We start from the raw sequence: 17,054 nt of genomic DNA on the forward strand, positions 1-17,054 counted from the left end.
CTGGAGAATCTTATGAAGACGATCGACCTTTCCAGCACTTCGGTGCGTGTCCTTAACCAATCCCTGCACGGTGAGGTGCAAGACCGTGAGTGGCGCGTGACGCGCCCCGACGGCAAACACAACCTGGCTGTCGGCATCAACGAAGACGTTTCGGTAGAGATCGATGGCCATGCCGGCTACTACTGCGCCGGCATGAACCAGAAAGCCAACATTACGGTGCACGGCAATGTGGGCGTGGGGGTGGCGGAAAACATGATGTCCGGCTCGGTGCGGGTCAAGGGCAGTGCCTCTCAGGCCGCCGGTGCAACCGCCCACGGTGGGTTGCTGGTGATCGAGGGCGACGCCGGTGCCCGTTGCGGTATTTCCATGAAGGGCGTCGACATCGTGGTCGGCGGCAGCATTGGCCACATGAGCTGCTTCATGGGCCAGGCCGGGCGTTTGGTGGTGTGCGGCGACGCCGGCGATGCGCTGGGAGACTCGCTGTACGAGGTGCGCATCTACGTCAAGGGCACGGTCCAGTCGCTGGGTTCGGACTGTATCGAGAAAGAGATGCGCGCCGAGCACCTGCAAGAGCTTCAAACGCTGCTGAACGACGCGGGCCTCGACCATAAAGCCGCCGATTTCAAACGGTATGGCTCGGCCCGTCAGCTGTACAACTTCAAAGTCGACAACGCCTCCGCGTACTGATCCAGGAGCAACCCCATGAGCGAGCAATTCCCCCCGGTACTGCGTGAGTCGGCCACCTTCGATCGCCTGACCATCCAGGAAATCCAGCGTGCCGCCGAAACCGGCATCTATGACATTCGCGGCGGTGGCACCAAGCGCCGCGTGCCGCACTTCGATGACCTGCTGCTGCTCGGCGCCAGCGTGTCGCGCTACCCGCTGGAAGGCTACCGCGAAAAATGCGGCACCGACGTGGTGCTGGGCACCCGCTTTGCCAAGAAACCGATCCACCTGAAGATCCCGGTGACCATCGCCGGCATGAGCTTCGGCGCGTTGTCGGCCAACGCCAAGGAAGCGCTGGGCCGTGGTGCGACCATCGCCGGCACCAGCACCACCACCGGTGACGGCGGCATGACCCCGGAAGAACGGGGCCAGTCGCAGCACCTGGTGTACCAGTACCTGCCGTCGCGCTACGGCATGAACCCGGACGACCTGCGCAAGGCCGACGCCATCGAGATCGTCCTTGGCCAGGGCGCCAAGCCGGGCGGTGGCGGCATGCTGCTGGGCATGAAAGTGACCGAGCGCGTGGCCGGCATGCGCACCTTGCCGATCGGTGTCGACCAGCGCAGTGCCTGCCGCCACCCGGACTGGACCGGCCCGGATGACCTGGCGATCAAGATTGCCGAGCTGCGCGAGATCACCGATTGGGAAAAACCCATCTACGTGAAAATCGGTGCCAGCCGCCCGTACTACGACGTCAAGCTGGCGGTGAAGGCCGGCGCTGACGTGATCGTGCTCGATGGCATGCAGGGCGGTACTGCCGCGACCCAGGAAGTGTTCATCGAGCACGTCGGTATTCCGATCCTGCCGGCCATCCCGCAGGCGGTGCAGGCACTGCAAGAGATGGGCATGCACCGCAAGGTGCAGTTGATTGTCTCGGGTGGCATCCGCAACGGCGCCGATGTGGCCAAGGCCATGGCCCTGGGCGCTGACGCAGTGGCCATCGGCACCGCCGCGCTGATCGCCCTGGGCGACAACCACCCGCGCCTGGATGCGCAGTTGAAGGCACTTGGCTCGGCCGCCGGTTTCTACGATGACTGGCAGAACGGCCGCGACCCGGCCGGTATCACCACCCAGGATCCGGAACTGGCCAAGCGCCTGAACCCGGAAGAGGCCGGCAGGCGCCTGGCCAACTACCTGCGCGTGCTGGTGCTGGAGGCGCAGACCATGGCCCGTGCCTGCGGCAAGTCGCACCTGCACAACCTTGACCCTGAGGACCTGGTGGCGCTGACCGTGGAAGCAGCCGCCATGGCCCGGGTACCGCTGGCCGGTACTGCCTGGGTACCAGGCCAGGCTCAGTACTGATTCAACCTTCTGGGGCCGCTTTGCGGCCCTTTCGCGACACAAGGCCGCTCCTACAGATGATCGCGGTCCGTTGTAGGAGCGGCCTTGTGTCGCGAAAGGGCTGCGAAGCAGCCCCCGCTGCATCCCCATTCGCACAGGAGTGACTCCATGAAGCTTGCCCTTGCTGTTGTGCTGTTGGCATTGACGCCGTTGGCTCACGCCGCCGAGCCCACCCTGGACACCGGCAATACCGCCTGGATGATCTGCGCGGCGATGTTCGTGCTGATGATGTGCATCCCGGGCCTCGCGCTGTTCTACGGCGGCATGGTGCGGGCCAAGAACTTTCTCTCGGTGTTCACCCAGCTGTTCGCCGTGGCCGGGCTCATCGGCATCCTCTGGGTACTGTTCGGCTACAGCCTGGTGGTGGATACCCGCGGTATGGTTGAAGGCCAACTGACCTTCAACAGTTTTATCGGCGGCCTGGACAAGGCGCTGATGCTGAACATCGGCCATGACAGCCTGGTAGGGACCATCCCGGAAGGTGTCTTCGCGGTATTTCAGCTGACCTTCGCGATCATCACGCCTGCGCTGATTGCCGGCGGCTTTGCCGAACGCATGAAATTCAGTGCCTCGTTGTTGTTCATGGGCGCCTGGTTCGTCCTGGTGTACGCACCGATTGCCCATATGGTCTGGGGCGGGCCAGGGGCATTGATGGTCAACTGGGGTGTGCTGGACTTTGCCGGCGGCACCGCAGTGCACATCAACTCCGGTGTGGCGGCGCTGGCTGCAGCGTTGATGCTAGGCAAGCGCAAGGGCTACCCACAGGTGGCCATGCCGCCGCACAACCTCGGCTTCACCCTGGTAGGTGCCGGTTTGCTGTGGGTGGGCTGGTTTGGGTTCAACGTGGGCTCGGGGCTTGCCGCCAACCAAGGGGCAGGGGTGGTGATGCTGGCGACCATGGTGGCTGCCTGCGCAGGGATTGTCGGTTGGCTGATTACCGAAAAGCTCATGCATGGGCGGCCCACTGCACTGGGGGCGGCCTCAGGTGCGTTGGCCGGGTTGGTTGGCATCACGCCGGCGTGCGCCTTTGTCGGGCCGTTGGGGGCGCTGGTGATCGGCTTGCTGACGGGGGCTATCTGCTTCTTCGCAGTGACCCGGCTGAAGCAGGCATTGGGGTATGACGACAGCCTCGACGTGTTCGGCCTGCATGGCGTGGGCGGGATGGTTGGCGCGCTATTGACCGGGGTGTTTGCCGCGCCGTCGTTGGGCGGTTATGTGGAAGGCATTACGCCCCTTGGGCAAGCACTGGTGCAACTGAAAGGCGTGGCCTTTACCTTTGGTTATTGCTTTGTGGTGAGCTGGGCGATTCTGGGCGCCATCAAGCTGACTGTCGGGCTGCGGGCCAGCCGGGAGGAGGAAGAGCAGGGGCTGGACCTGGCGGAGCACAATGAGCGGGCTTATAACCTCTGACTACAAGGTGTCTGTACCGGCCTCTTCGCGGGCAAGCCCGCGAAGAGGCCGGTACAGGCTGAATCAGTGCCCCATGGCCAACTTGGCACTCATCTGCCGACGACGGTAAGCGCTGTCACGCGAAGCCAACCACCAGTACAACGGCGAGGTAATCGCCAGCCCCACCAGCCACGACAGGTCTGCCCCGTTGATGTGCTCGGAAACTGGCCCGACATACAGCGGTGTGTTCATGAACGGGATCTGCACCACGATGCCCACGGCGTAGGCCACCAGCGCCTGCGGGTTGTAACGCCCGTAGATACCGCCATCAACCTTGAAGATCGACTGGATGTCGTAGTCACCCTTGTGAATGGCATAGAAGTCGATCAGGTTGATCGCCGTCCATGGCACCAGCACCACCAGCAGCACCAGCACCATGTCGACGAAGTGGCCGATGAAGTCCTTCGATGCGCACACGGCCACCACACTGCAAGCCGCCAGCACGATCAGCGACAGCACCGCACGGCTTTTGGCGGTGGGGATCCAGCGGTAGGCGAAGGTCTGGATCAGGGTAATGATCGACAGCACCGCGCCATACAGGTTGAGGGCGTTATGGCTGATCACGCTGAGCAGGAACAGCACCAGCATGATCGGGCCCAGGGTGCCGGTGGCGAGTTTCACCGCGTCCATGGTGTCCATGCCCGCCGGGATTGCCAGCACCGCGACCGCGCCGAAGATGAACGACAGGCTCGAGCCCAGCACAGAGCCCAGGTAAGTGGTCCAGAAGGTCGAACTGACCTTGACGTCGGCCGGCAGGTAGCGCGAATAGTCCGACACATACGGGGCAAAGGCGATCTGCCACAACGCTGCCAGCGACACCGTGGCCAGCCAGCCGGCCAGGTTGAAACCGCCGCGGGTGAGGAAGTCGTCACTTTGCACGTGGGTGAAGATATAGCCGAAGCCGACCACGATACCGATGCCCAGCACCCAGGTGCCGATGCGGTTGAGCACATGGATGAAGCGGTAACCGATGATGCCGATGATGCCTGACCCCAGTGCGCCAATGACGATACCCACCGGTACCGGCACGGCTTCGACCACGCCATGCAGCGACTTGCCCGCAAGGACGATGTTGGAGGCGAAAAACCCGATGTACATGACCCCGGCGATCACCACCACCAGCAGCGCGCCAAGTGTGCCGAACTGGGCGCGGCTCTGGATCATCTGCGGGATGCCCATCTGCGGGCCTTGGGCCGAGTGCAGCGCCATCAGCACCCCGCCGACCAAGTGGCCGACCAGGATGGCGACGATGCCCCACACCAGGTTCAGGTGAAACAGCTGCACGCCCAGCGCGCCGGTGACGATGGGCAGGGGCGCGATATTGCCCCCGAACCACAGTGTGAACAAATCCCTTACCTTTCCATGGCGGTCTTGCGGGGGCACGTAGCCGATCGTGTGTTTTTCTATGAGGGGTGCCGAGTTGGCTGCACTGGTCATGACTGACTCCAAGGCAAGGTAGGGCATGGGGTACTGCCCGGGTGCGTGCCGGCGAAGGGCGACGCGTTCTTGTTGGAGGGATGATGGGGGGTGCGGGGATAACGAGAAATTAGTAAATATGTGCCCATAAACCTTAAAAAACCTAAGGCTGACAAAAGGTTAAGGGACGAGTGGTAGCAAGGAGCGGGCCATACGGCTGGAAGGCCTGGGCCTGGGGGGTTGGCGCCCTCCGGGTGAATGGGCCGGGAACCGGGCTGGTGCGAGGTGCGCGTTTTCAGTGCAGATAAATAGTCCGCCTGTGCCGGCCCTTTCGCGGGCAAGCCCGCTCCCACAGGAGGACCACGTGCTCAAGATCGGTGGGGTCCTGTGGGAGCGGGCTTGCCCGCGAAGAGGCCAGAGCAGGCCTGCACAGCTACATGGGCAACAGCCGGTCCTGGATCACTTCCTTCATCACCAACGTCGAACTCAACCGCTTCACGTTGGGAATGCTGGTCAGGTGTTCGTCATACAGCTTCTGAAACGCTGGCAGGTCCTTCGCCACCACGTGCAGCAGGTAGTCCGGGTCGCCGAACAGCCGCTGCGCCTCGACGATCTGGGGGATTTCGGCCAACGCTGCCTCGAAGTCCGCCACCGGCTGGCGCGTCACCTCGCGCAGGGTGACGAACACCAGCGCGGCGAAGTTCAGCCCCAGTGCAGCCGGCGCCAGGCGCGCGTGGTAGCCCAGGATGGCGCCCGATTCCTCCAGCGCCTTCAGCCGGCGATGGCAGGGCGATAGGCTCAGGCCCACGCGATCCGCCAATTCGGTCACCGACAAGCGACCATCTTTTTGCAGCTCGGCAAGGATTTTGCGATCAGTTCTGTCCATGGAGAAGAATCTTCCAGCATATGTGCGATGACGGGGAATATACGAAAGAAAATGCCCCGAAGGAATCCGTAATCTTTCTGCATACCAAGCCAAGACATAAGGAAGATTCAAGTGGCAATCAGTGTGCTGACGGCGTTCTGGGCCGTGTCGTTGCTGTTCGTGATTACCCCTGGTGCAGACTGGGCCTACGCCATCTCGGCGGGTATGCGTGGCCGCTGGGTGATGCCTGCGGTGGCGGGCATGTTGTCGGGCCACTTCCTTGCGACGTTGGTGGTGGCGGCCGGCGTGGGCAGCTTGTTGGCGGGGCACCCGTTGGCGTTGACGTTGCTGACCCTGGCAGGCTGCACCTATTTGTTGTGGCTGGGCGGCAACCTGTTGTTGAGCCCCGGCGTGCCGGAAGCGGGGCAGGACGGGGTGGGGGAGTCCGGCTCGCGCTGGGCCTTTAAAGGCTTTTGCGTCAGTGGGCTTAACCCGAAGGTATTCCTGCTGTTTCTGGCCTTGTTGCCGCAATTCACCGACCCGCAGTCAAGCTGGCCGGTGCCGGTGCAGATCCTGCTGCTGGGGCTGGTGCACCTGTGCAGCTCGCTGGTGATTTATTCGCTGGTGGGGTACGGCGCCAAGGCCATCTTGAGCACCCGGCCAGGGGCGGCGAAGATGGTCGGGCGGGTGTCGGGCGTGGCGATGATCGCCGTGGCCCTGGGGCTGATTGCCGGGCAGTTGGGCTGACGCTACCGGCGTTGACGCCGCTCGGATACACTCGCCGCTACATTTCGCACAACCAGGACGTGCCCCATGCCCGATACCGCCCAACTGCTGACCTTCGCATTGATCTGCCTGGGCATGGTGCTGACGCCCGGCCCGAACATGATCTACCTGATTTCCCGGTCGATCTGCCAGGGCCGCAATGCGGGGTTGATTTCCCTCGGTGGTGTGGCCTTGGGCTTCGTCATCTACATGCTCTGCGCTGCGCTGGGCATCAGCGCGCTGGTCATGGCCGTGCCGTTTGCCTACGACGTGCTGCGCATCGGTGGCGCACTGTACCTGTTGTACCTGGCCTGGCAGGCGCTTCGGCCTGGCGGCAACTCGCCATTCCAGGTCCGCGACCTGCCAGCGGACAGCCCGCGGCGGCTGTTCACCATGGGCTTTGCCACCAGCCTGCTGAACCCGAAGATCGCCGTCATGTACCTGTCGTTGATGCCGCAGTTCATCGAGCCCGGTCACGGCAGCGTGTTGGTGCAGTCGCTGGTGCTCGGGTCTACGCAAATCGCCATCAGCGTTTCGGTCAATGCCTTGATCGCGGTGATGGCCGGCTCCATCGCCGTGTTCTTAGGCGGGCGGCCCCTGTGGCAGCGCGTTCAGCGCTGGTTGATGGGCACTGTGCTGGCCGGGTTGGCCTTGCGCATGCTGGCTGAAGGGCGCCGTTGAAAAACGTCTGAGAGCAAGGGAACGAACGGGTACTTGCAGGCCTCCTATCCATCAGATGGATGGCAATGTGCCCGGGACTTCCCTGACATGAGATCGCTTCAACAACCCCCCACCGACGCGGGCAATCCACCGTTGGGCTTTCTGCTCAACGGCGGTAGCGTCGGCAGCCTGCTCCAGTCGATGGACTGGCGCGGCTCGCCAGTGGGTCCCCCCCACACCTGGTCGCCGCACCTGCAGACGGTCATGGGCACGCTGCTGCCAGCGCAAGCGCAATGCGTGCTGTTCTGGGGGCCGGCCTACGTGGCGCTGTACAACGATGCCTATGCACCGAGCATTGGCACCAAGCACCCGCAGGCATTGGGGCGGCCGGCCCAGGAAAACTGGAGTGAGCTGTGGGACGACCTGGAGCCGTTGCTGCGCGGTGTGCGCGAGAGCGGCCAGACCTTCTCGGCCAAGGATCGCCCTTTCTACATCGAGCGCCACGGCGTGGGGGAAACGGCCTATTTTGATGTGTCCTATTCCGCTGTGCGCGAGGCTGACGGCAGCGTCGGTGGCGTGCTGTGCCTGGTGACTGAGACTACCGAGCGCGTACGCTTCCAGCAGCGCCAGGCCTTTTTGCTGGAGCTGGGCCGTGCTTTACCCGCGCTGGGTGATGCAGAGCGGATCGAAGCGTTCGCGGTAAGTCGGCTGGCACGGCGACTCGGCGCGGCACGGGTCTACTTTGGTGAAGACCAAGGCGACGGCAGCAACTTCCAGGTAGCACATGACTGGTCCGAGGCCTTGCCCTCATTCGTCGGCCAGCATGCCTACGCGAGCTTCGGTGCTTCGTTGCGCGAGCAACTGGCAGCGGGGCAGGTGGTGCAGCAGCCTTACAGCCTGCATGTGCCGGTCCTGCGCGCTGGCCGGCTGGAGACCACCCTCAGTGTGCATTTCCATACCCCGCACCTGTGCCCTGAAGACGAATGCCAGCTGGTGGAAGAGAGCGCCAAGCAAGCCTGGGCGGCGATTACCCATGCCAGGGCCGAGCGGGCGCTGCACCTGCTCAACGAAAGCCTGGAGGAGCGCGTGGCGTCGGCCCTGGCTCAGCGCGAATCTGCGATGCTGCAGCTGCACGAAGCGCACAAGATGGAAATGATCGGGCAATTGACCGGTGGCATCGCCCATGACCTCAACAACATGCTCACGCCGATCATTGCCTCGTTCGAATTGATGCGCCGCAACCCACAGTCCGAGCGTGCCCCCAGGCTGATCGACGGCGGCCTGCAGGCTGCCGAGCGGGCGCGCAACCTGGTCGGTCGGCTGCTCAGTTTCGCCCGCCGGCAAACCCTCAAACCCCAAGCCGTGTCTCTGGCGGCGCTGGTGGAAGACATGCGTGAGCTGATCGCCCGTTCGCTGGGGCCGACCATTACCGTGCACGTGCAGGTCGACCCGGCGCTACCGGCCGTGGTGGCCGACCCTCATCAACTGGAGCTGGCCTTGCTCAACCTGGTGGTCAACGGCCGTGACGCCATGCCTGAAGGCGGTGAGCTGAGTATCGTCGCCGGTATCGATGTAAACGGCCCGCCGAGGCCGGAAGGTGTGGCCGCGGCGCGGCTGGCCTGGCTACAGGTACGTGACAGTGGCTGTGGGATGGACGCTGAACAACTGCGCCGCTGCTTCGAGCCCTTCTACTCGACCAAGGCGGTGGGCAAAGGCACCGGCCTAGGCCTGCCGATGGTGCAGGGCTTGGCCGTGCAGTCGGGCGGTGGCTTTACCCTTCGTTCGTGGCCAGGTGAGGGCACCGAGGCGACCTTGTGGCTGCCGACCAGCGATGTGGCGGCAAGCTGCCGCGACAGCGATACAGCCGAAGCGCCATTGGCCGGCCGGAAGAACCACGTGCTGTTGGTCGATGACGAAGCGATCGTTCGCCATGCCACAGCGCTGCAACTGCGCGACCTCGGCTACGAAGTGATCGAGGCCGACAGTGCGGCGGCGGCCTTGCAGCTGGTAGAGCGGGGGCTAGTGCCGGATGTGCTGGTGACCGACCATGTGATGGCCGAGATGACCGGCGTGCGCTTCGCCCAGCAGATGCGCCAGCGCCAGGCCAACCTGCCGGTGTTGATCATTACCGGCTACGCCAACCTGACACCGCGCGAACTCAAAGGCTTCGAAGTGCTGCGCAAGCCGTACCGGCGTGCTGAGCTGGCGCAGAGTGTGGCGCGGTTGTTGGCCGCGCAACGGTAGCCGCTATTCAGAAGCCTCAGGGCCGGCAGAGGGCGCTTGTTGCGGCAGGTACAGGGTAAACGTCGTGCCCTGGCCTTCGACGCTGATCACCTCCACATCGCCTTCGGACTGCTTGGCAAAGCCGAACACCTGGGACAGGCCAAGCCCGGTGCCTTCACCGGGCGCTTTGGTGGTGAAGAACGGGTCGAAGATGCGATCGAGCAGCTCGCTGGCGATGCCGACACCGCTGTCCACTACCGAGATGGCGGCAAAGGGCCCGGCTTGCGCGGCCTGCCCACGCAGGCCGGGCAGGCGTTGGTTGGCCTGAAGGCGCAGGCGCAAGGTGCCTTCCCCGGCCATGGCGTCGCGGCCGTTGAGCATCAGGTTGATGATCGCGGTCTCGAGTTGGCTGAGGTCGGCGCGGATATGGCAAGGCGCCTCTGGCAGTTCGATTTCCACCTGAACCCGTGCACCGGTAGCGGTATCGAGCATATCGGCCATGGCCTGCAGCCGCGGCCCGGCCTCGAACACTTGTGGGCTCAAGGCCTGCCGACGGGCGAAAGCGAGCAGTTGGCCGGTCAACTTGGCGCCGCGTTCGACGGTGTCGGCAATGGTCTTGAGGTAGCGCTCGCGGCGTGCTTCATCCAAGTTGGGACGCTGCAAGAAGTGCAATGACGAGCGGATGATGGTCAGCAGGTTGTTGAAGTCGTGTGCCACACCGCCAGTTAACTGGCCGATGGCCTCGAGCTTCTGTGCCTGGCGCAGCACGGCTTCGGTGTGCAGCAGCTGGGCGGTGCGCTCTTCGACGCGGTGCTCCAGGGAGGCGTTGAGCGCCTCCAGCGCGGCCAAGGCTTCACGCACTTCGGCGTGGGCCTGGACCCGTTGGATATGCGACCAGCAGCGTTCGGTGACTTCGCGGATCAGGCGCAGTTCATAGCCCGTCCATACCCGGGGCGCCTTGTCGTGAATAGCCATCAGGGCGGTCAGGCGACCGTCCTTGATCAGCGGCATGCAGATGGTCGCGGTGATGCCGATGGCCTGGAACGTCGCGGCTTCCTCGGCGGCCAGTTCGTTGAGGTTGTCATTGATCACCAGCGGTTCGCCTGCGCGCAGTCGGCTGACAGCCAGGCGACCGAAGTCGGCCAGGCGGTATTGGCCGATTAGGCGCGGCGAGCCGGGGGCGACGGTGTCGCCGCAGATGTTGAAGCCGTCCTGGTCGGGGTCCATCACCGCGTAGGCGCAGCTGGACAGATGCAGGTGTTCCACCAGCATGCGGGTGGTGATGGCCATGATCCGCTCGGGGTCGGTGGCATTGGCCACTTCGCGCCCCAGGCCGTCGAGAAAGCTCAGGCGCTGGCTGTTGACCACGCTGGTGGTGGTTTCGGTCACCGTGTCGAGCATGCCCAGCACAGTGCCGTCTTCGCCGCGGATCGGGCTGTAGCAGAAGGTGAAGTAGGCGCGTTCGGGGGCACCGTTGCGGTCGATGACCAAGGGAAAGTCTTCGATGTAGATCGCCTCACCGGCCATGGCGTGTTCGGCCATGGCGCTGATTTCGCCCCAGGCCTCCTGCCACACTTCACTGAACGGCCGGCCTAGGGCTAAAGGTTTGCTACCGAGGATAGGGATGAAGGCATCGTTGTACAAAGTGATCAGCTCGCGGCCCCACAGCACGGCTTGCGGAAAGCGCGAGGCCAGGCACAAGGCCACCGAGGTCTTGAGCGCGCTCGGCCAGGCCTCGAGCGGGCCCAGTGGGCTGTGGGTCCAATCGTGCTGGCGGATGCGTTCGGCCATCAGCCCGCCGCCGTCTAGCCATTTCGCCATGTGTGCTGCCGATCCTTCATAGCTGGGAGGATAAGGGTGCACCGAGAATAGCGAATTGGCGAGGGCTTTATGTCGTCTGTGCGGGCCTCTTCGCGTGTAGGAGCAGCCTTGTGCTGCGAAGAGGCCAGCGAAAGCAGCGAAGATCTCCGCTGTTATCCCCGGCCCCTTCGCAGCACAAGGCTGCTCCTACCGAATCGTGCAGGCTCAGCGAATGAAATGCACCTTGCCGGTATCGTCATTGCCCATGTAGATGCCGTACACCCCGGCCTGGCGCTCCAGGATATACCGCTCGAGAATCTGCCGGATGGCCGGGTAGTAGATCTCTTCCCAGGGGATTTCGTCCGGCTCGAAGAACTTGTAGGCCAGTGTCTCCGGGCCGAACTGGCCGGTCTCCTGCGTGGCGATGGCGCGGAAGATGATGTACACCTCGCTGATCTTGGCCACGCTGAAAATCGAGTAGGGCGAGACGATTTCGGCGTGCACGCCGCTTTCTTCCCACACCTCGCGCAACGCCGCCTGCTCGGTGGTCTCGCCCGCTTCCATGAACCCGGCGGGCAAGGTCCAGGTGCCAGGGCGGGGTGGAATAGCCCGCTGGCACAGCAAGTACCTGCCATCGCGCTCGATGATGCAGCCGGCGATGATTTTCGGGTTGATGTAGTGGATGTAGCCGCAGCCGGTGCAATGCAGGCGTTCGTGGGTGTCGCCTGTGGGAACGCCCCGGGCCAGTTCCGTGGTGCAGTGCGGGCAGTAGCGCGGGGCGTTGGGCATGGTCAGCGGCCTATGCGGGGTTCTATACGTGGCTCTTTGAGGGCCAGGGGCTCGACCATGTCGCGCACCTTGGTGTTGTCATCCTGCTTCTGGCGCAGGTAGTCCAGGGCCACCTTGGCGGCGGCGCGGACGTGATCGACCGAGGCTTGGTGGGCGACCAGTGGGTCACCGCCCTTGATCGCCTCGACGATCTTTTCCATCTCCCGGTTGCTGGCACCGCGGCGGTTTTCCTGCGACACCGAGGTGGCGCGCAGGTAGCTGATGCGGGCCTGCAATTGGCGCAGCTGTTGAGCGGCAACCTGGTTGCCGGAGCCTTCCAGCAGCACATCGTAAAAGCCTTGCACCGAGTCGAGCACCTGTTGCAGTTCGCCTTCTTCCAGGGCTTCGCGGTTGACCTCCAGCGCGCGCTCCAGGGCGCGAATGTCCTTGGCCTTGGCATTGAGGGTGAACAGCTGGACGATCAAGCCTTCGAGCACGCAGCGCAGCTCGTAGATATCGCGGGCATCTTCCAGGGTAATGATGGCCACGCGCGGGCCTTTGGCGTCGGCGAACTCGACCAGGCCTTCGGATTCGAGGTGGCGCAGGGCTTCACGTACAGAGGTGCGGCTGACCCCGAGGCGGTCGCAAAGGTCGCGCTCCACCAGGCGGTCACCTGGCAGCAAGTGGAAGTTCATGATCGCGGCGCGCAGCTTGTCGAGCACGATTTCGCGCAGGGTAACGGGGTTGCGGTTGACCTTGAAGCTGTCGTCGAGTGGCTGGCGTTTCATCAGGTGCGCTCTTTATGAGGCTGTTGCGCCAACCCGCGGAGCACGCCGAACCGGGCGCTGCTCCTTACGGTGGTTCGAACAGCCCGTTGTTAACGGGTTGACTCCGCATCGGCTTCGGCGAACGCTTCGCGGGCCAGGCGGAAACTGTCCACCGCCGCGGGTACGCCGCAATAAATGCCGACTTGGAGCAGGATCTCGCGAATCTGTTCTCGGCTCAGGCCATTACGCAATGCGCCGCGGATGTGCAGCTTGAGTTCGTGGGGCCGGTTGAGCGCGGAAATCATGGCCAAGTTTATCATGCTGCGCTCTTTGAGCGACAAGCCTTCGCGGCCCCAGACATGGCCCCAGCAATACTCGGTGACCAGCTCTTGCAAGGGCTTTGTGAAGTCGTCGGCGTTCTGGATCGAGCGGTTGACGTAGTCTTCGCCCAGCACTTGGGTGCGGATCTGCAGGCCTTTCTCGTACTTTTCGTTGCTCATTGACCAGCTCCGAATCAAAACAGGGGCCGCAACCAAGGGTGAGAGGGTAGCGCGGCCCCTAAAAAATGGGTGGAACAGGGCCGCTTTGCGGCCCAATCGCCGGCAAGCCGGCTCCCACAGGTACAGCACAGGCAGACAGGACCGTGGCGATCCTGTGGGAGCCGGCTTGCCGGCGATTGGGCTGCAGGGCAGCCCCAAGGGTATCAGCCCAGCGGGGGCAGGGCGCCCAGCTTGCCTTTGTGGTAGACCATCGGGGTGACCGGATCTGCCGGCAACACCAGGTTTTTCACCGCGCCGACGATGATCGCGTGGTCACCGCCGTCATACTCGCGCCACAGTTCGCACTCGATGATCGCCGTGGCCTTGGCCAGCAACGGGTTGCCCAACTCGCTCAGGTGCCAGTCGATGCCCTTGGCCTTTTCCTTGCCCTTGCCGGCAAAGGCATACGCCTCGGCGGTTTGCTCGGCAGACAGCAGGTGAATGGCGAACTGCTTGCTGTCACGCAGGATTGGGTACGTGTCGGAGGCGTAGTTGGGGCAGAACAGCACCAGCGCCGGATCGATCGACAGCGCGCTGAACGCGCTGGCGGTGATACCGACGATGCCGCCGTCGGCGTCCAGGGTGGTGACCACCGTAACGCCGGACGGGAAGGAGCCCATCACGTCTTTGTAGATGCCTGGTTCGATCATCTCGTGCTACCTCTTAACGCATCACAAACGGGTCGGGCATCGGCGCGGTGGACAGGTTGATCCACACGGTCTTCAGCTCGGTATAGGCCAGCACCGAATCGATGCCGCTCTCACGGCCGTAGCCGCTGTTCTTGAAGCCACCGATCGGTGCCATGGCCGACACCGCGCGGTAGGTGTTGACCCAGATGATGCCCGAGCGTACGTCACGGGCCAGGCGGTGGGCGCGGCCCAGGTCGCGGGTCCAGATGCCGGCCGCCAGGCCGAACTGCGAGTCGTTGGCAATGGCCAGGGCCTCTTCTTCGGTCTTGAAACGGATGACCGCGGCAACGGGGCCGAACACCTCTTCCTGCATGATGGTCATCGAGTTGCTGTCGCACTCGAACAGGGTGGGTTCGTAGAACCAGCCGTCACCCTCGACCTCGGCTCGCTTGCCCCCCAGGTGCAGCTTGGCGCCTTCGGCCTTGGCCGCAGCGACCAGGCCTTCGACCACGGCCAGTTGCTGGGCGGTGGCCATCGGGCCCATTTCGCTGGCGTCGTCCTGCGGGTTGCCGATGCGGATGCGCTTGGCGCGCTCGACCAGGCGGCTGACGAATTCGTCGAAGATCTCGTCCTGTACCAGCAAGCGTGAACCGGCCACGCAACTTTGCCCGGAGGCGGCATAAATGCCGGCCACGGCGCCGTTGATGGCGCTGTCCAGGTCGGCGTCGGCGAAGATGATGTTCGGCGACTTGCCGCCCAGCTCCAGCGACAGCTTGGCGAAGTTCTCGGCGCTGCTGCGCACCACATGGCGGGCCGTGGCGGCGCCGCCGGTGAAGGCGATCTTGCGTACCAGCGGGTGGCGAGTCAGGGCCGCGCCGGTGCTAGGGCCATAGCCGGTGACCACGTTGACCACACCCGGCGGGAAGCCGGCTTCAAGGGCCAGGCGAGCCAGCTCGAGGATGGTCGCCGAGGCGTGTTCGGACGGTTTGAGCACGATGGTGTTGCCGGCGGCGAGGGCCGGGGCCAGCTTGATGGCCGTCAGGTACAGCGGGCTGTTCCACGGGATGATCCCGGCGACCACGCCAATCGGCTCGTGCACGGTGTAGGCGAACAGGTCTGGCTTGTCCAGCGGCAGGGTGCCGCCTTCGAGCTTGTCGGCCAGGCCTGCGGTGTAGTGGAAGAACTCGGGCAGGTAACCGACTTGGCCGCGGGTTTCGCGGATCAGCTTGCCGTTATCACGGCTTTCCAGCTGGGCCAGGTGCTCTTTGTTTTCGGTGATCAGGTCGCCCAGCCGGCGCAGCAGTTTGCCGCGCGCCGTGGCGGTGATGCTGCGCCAGGCTGGGCTTTCGAAGGCACGCTGGGCGGCCTGCACGGCCAGCTCCACATCGGCTTCGTCGGCATCGGGCAGTTGCGCCCAGGCTTGGGCGGTGGCCGGGTTGAGGCTGTCGAAAGTCTTGCCGCTCTGGGCATCGAGCCATTGGCCGTCGATGCACATCTGGAAACGTACGAGGGTCATGCAACAATCCCCTTGGCGGATTCGGTGAGGGTGCGGGCTTGCTTGAGGAAGTCCAACAGCATCTTGTTGACTTCACGCGGTGCTTCCACCGGCATCATATGCCGTTGCTCGGCGAGGACCACACTGTGCGCCCCAGGGATGCTGGCGGCGAGCTGGCGGGTCATGGCCGGGGTGGAGCCCGAGTCGAGTTCGCCGGTGGCGATCAGCGTCGGCACCTGGATGCTGCCCAGGTCGCTGGCGCGGTACATGTCCTGGGTGGCGAACAGCGAATAAGTAGTGTGGTAGCCCTGCGGGTCGTTGCTCGCCAGCACCTGGCGAATGGCGGCGACCTGCGCCGGGTTGGCTGCCTTGTATTCACGGCTGAACCAGCGGTCGAGGGCCGCGTCGACGTTGGCGTCGGGGCCGAGCTCCGCCGCCTGGGCGGCGCGGGCGATGACGCCAGCACTCTGCTCGGGGGTGCGGTTGAACACGCTGTTGAGCACCACCAGGGCAGACAGCCTGTGCGGGTAGTTGAGGGCGAAGGCACGGGCCACCAGGCCGCCCATGGAGAAGCCAATTACGGTGGCCTGGGCAATCTGCAGGTGGTCGAGCAACTCGACGAGCTGGGCGGCGTAGCCTTCCAGGCTGGTGTCGGCGGCTGGCAACGCACTCTGGCCGTGGCCGAGCATGTCGTAAGCGATGACGCGGTAGTCGTTGGCCAGGCCAACGAACTGACCGCCCCACATTTCCTTGTTCAGGCCCACGCCGTGGATCAGCACCACGGGTTGGCCCTGGCCTTGGTCCAGGTAACTAGTCCCGGCCGGTGTACGTTCAGCGACAGGCTGAATCATGGAGGGCGCTCCTTGAAGGTCGGGCGCGGCGGGTAAGCACGCCACGCCCCGGCCCGTCTTGGTTGTTGTTATTGAGCGTTGGCTTTTTCGGCAGCCAGTTCTTCCAGGTCGATGTAGCGGTTGCCAATGCGCGGGTGCAGACGACCGCCGTCGGCAGCGCCCAGGACCACGACGATTTCGTCGGCACGCGGGGCGTCTTCGATCTGCATTTCAAGGGTGATGTAGTGCGAACGCAGGCCTTCGTCGTCCTTCTGCATCATCGGGATCTGGATCGAGGTGCCTGGGCCGCCGCGCTTGTTGGTGAAGCTCAGGTAGCTCTTGGCCTGTACCGCTTCGCGGTAATGGTTGCCGAAACGCAGGGTGTGGATCACGGCAGAGGCGTGTTCGATTTCGCCGTCGGCGCCGACCACCGCGGCTTTACCGTAGGCTTCGATCTTGTCGGCACCGCCGATGGCGGCGGTCAGGCGCTCGACCATCAGTGCGCCCAGCTCAGAGCAGTTGGCACGGATTTCCGGCTTCAGATCTTCTACAAAACCACGACCCGCCCACGGGTTCTTGATCACCACGGCCAGGCCGACCATGGTCACCGGTTTGTCGGTGGCCTTGCCGCCTTCGATGCGGGTCTCTTCGGAGTAGGTGACGATCTTGCGGATTTCGAAACTCATGGGTGGCTCCTGGTGAGGGTTATCAGCTCTTGTTGTCTGATGGTATACCATAATATTTGTTGTGCAAGAGGGGGCTTGAAAAATCTCTCCCTGGG

General features: G+C 64.0%; 16 protein-coding genes. 6 read left to right on the plus strand and 10 right to left on the minus strand.

The features are described 5' to 3' along the window. The first annotated feature begins 12 nt into the window (after positions 1-12). The 3 genes from HU764_RS09655 to HU764_RS09665 all read left to right on the plus strand — a co-directional run bounded on the left by HU764_RS09655 (position 13) and on the right by HU764_RS09665 (position 3,477). Positions 13-687 (plus strand): GltB/FmdC/FwdC-like GXGXG domain-containing protein, encoded by a 675-nt coding sequence (locus HU764_RS09655; RefSeq protein ID WP_099429051.1) that lies wholly within the window; start codon positions 13-15, stop codon positions 685-687. A gap of 15 nt (positions 688-702) precedes the next feature. Further along, positions 703-2,028: an FMN-binding glutamate synthase family protein gene (locus tag HU764_RS09660; protein ID WP_027595365.1), complete on the plus strand. Its 1,326-nt coding sequence runs from the start codon at positions 703-705 to the stop codon at positions 2,026-2,028. A gap of 147 nt (positions 2,029-2,175) precedes the next feature. Next, positions 2,176-3,477: an ammonium transporter gene (locus HU764_RS09665; protein WP_186703979.1), complete on the plus strand. Its 1,302-nt coding sequence runs from the start codon at positions 2,176-2,178 to the stop codon at positions 3,475-3,477. 63 nt (positions 3,478-3,540) lie between these two features. Here HU764_RS09665 and HU764_RS09670 read toward each other — a convergent pair whose 3' ends face one another. Both HU764_RS09670 and HU764_RS09675 read right to left on the minus strand, forming a co-directional pair. Next, the gene (locus HU764_RS09670) at positions 3,541-4,953 is read right to left on the minus strand and encodes a purine-cytosine permease family protein (protein WP_186682594.1); all 1,413 of its coding nucleotides are present in this window, start codon (positions 4,951-4,953) and stop codon (positions 3,541-3,543) included. A gap of 412 nt (positions 4,954-5,365) precedes the next feature. Further along, positions 5,366-5,818 (minus strand): Lrp/AsnC family transcriptional regulator, encoded by a 453-nt coding sequence (locus HU764_RS09675; protein WP_085274335.1) that lies wholly within the window; start codon positions 5,816-5,818, stop codon positions 5,366-5,368. Positions 5,819-5,929: 111 nt separating this feature from the next. Here HU764_RS09675 and HU764_RS09680 point away from each other — a divergent pair, with 111 nt between their 5' ends. The 3 genes from HU764_RS09680 to HU764_RS09690 all read left to right on the plus strand — a co-directional run bounded on the left by HU764_RS09680 (position 5,930) and on the right by HU764_RS09690 (position 9,466). Next, positions 5,930-6,544: a LysE family transporter gene (locus HU764_RS09680; protein ID WP_186682596.1), complete on the plus strand. Its 615-nt coding sequence runs from the start codon at positions 5,930-5,932 to the stop codon at positions 6,542-6,544. A 66-nt stretch (positions 6,545-6,610) separates the two neighbouring features. Next, complete coding sequence (locus HU764_RS09685; protein ID WP_027595370.1) at positions 6,611-7,243, plus strand: LysE family translocator; 633 nt, start codon at positions 6,611-6,613, stop codon at positions 7,241-7,243. A gap of 87 nt (positions 7,244-7,330) precedes the next feature. Further along, positions 7,331-9,466: an ATP-binding protein gene (locus tag HU764_RS09690; protein ID WP_186703980.1), complete on the plus strand. Its 2,136-nt coding sequence runs from the start codon at positions 7,331-7,333 to the stop codon at positions 9,464-9,466. 3 nt (positions 9,467-9,469) lie between these two features. On the opposite strand, the gene HU764_RS09695 is transcribed toward HU764_RS09690, so the two are convergent. From HU764_RS09695 to HU764_RS09730, 8 genes are all read right to left on the minus strand, one after another. Beyond that, positions 9,470-11,266: a sensor histidine kinase gene (locus HU764_RS09695; protein ID WP_186682600.1), complete on the minus strand. Its 1,797-nt coding sequence runs from the start codon at positions 11,264-11,266 to the stop codon at positions 9,470-9,472. A gap of 204 nt (positions 11,267-11,470) precedes the next feature. Next, positions 11,471-12,034 carry an NUDIX hydrolase gene (locus HU764_RS09700; RefSeq protein ID WP_186682602.1) on the minus strand — a complete coding sequence of 188 codons (564 nt, stop codon included), beginning with the start codon at positions 12,032-12,034 and terminating at the stop codon, positions 11,471-11,473. A gap of 2 nt (positions 12,035-12,036) precedes the next feature. Beyond that, positions 12,037-12,801 carry a GntR family transcriptional regulator gene (locus HU764_RS09705; protein ID WP_033697319.1) on the minus strand — a complete coding sequence of 255 codons (765 nt, stop codon included), beginning with the start codon at positions 12,799-12,801 and terminating at the stop codon, positions 12,037-12,039. Between the two features lie 89 nt (positions 12,802-12,890). Continuing rightward, positions 12,891-13,280, minus strand: coding sequence for a carboxymuconolactone decarboxylase family protein (locus HU764_RS09710; protein WP_008100863.1), 390 nt, complete (start codon positions 13,278-13,280; stop codon positions 12,891-12,893). 203 nt (positions 13,281-13,483) lie between these two features. Continuing rightward, positions 13,484-13,969, minus strand: a complete 486-nt coding sequence (locus HU764_RS09715; protein WP_186682604.1) for a flavin reductase family protein — start codon at positions 13,967-13,969, stop codon at positions 13,484-13,486. Between the two features lie 13 nt (positions 13,970-13,982). Then, entirely contained in the window at positions 13,983-15,464 is a 1,482-nt protein-coding gene (locus tag HU764_RS09720) for an aldehyde dehydrogenase (protein WP_027595376.1), read from the minus strand. Continuing rightward, the gene (locus tag HU764_RS09725) at positions 15,461-16,294 is read right to left on the minus strand and encodes an alpha/beta fold hydrolase (protein ID WP_186682606.1); all 834 of its coding nucleotides are present in this window, start codon (positions 16,292-16,294) and stop codon (positions 15,461-15,463) included. Before HU764_RS09725 ends, HU764_RS09720 begins: the two co-directional genes overlap by 4 nt. Positions 16,295-16,362: 68 nt before the next feature. Next, on the minus strand, positions 16,363-16,959 hold the full coding sequence (locus HU764_RS09730) for an amino acid synthesis family protein (protein ID WP_003256068.1): 597 nt from the start codon (positions 16,957-16,959) through the stop codon (positions 16,363-16,365). Positions 16,960-17,054: the final 95 nt, after the last annotated feature.

Origin of the sequence: Pseudomonas kermanshahensis (genome assembly GCF_014269205.2) — a bacterium.
GTDB classification, from domain to species: Bacteria; Pseudomonadota; Gammaproteobacteria; order Pseudomonadales; family Pseudomonadaceae; genus Aquipseudomonas; species Aquipseudomonas kermanshahensis.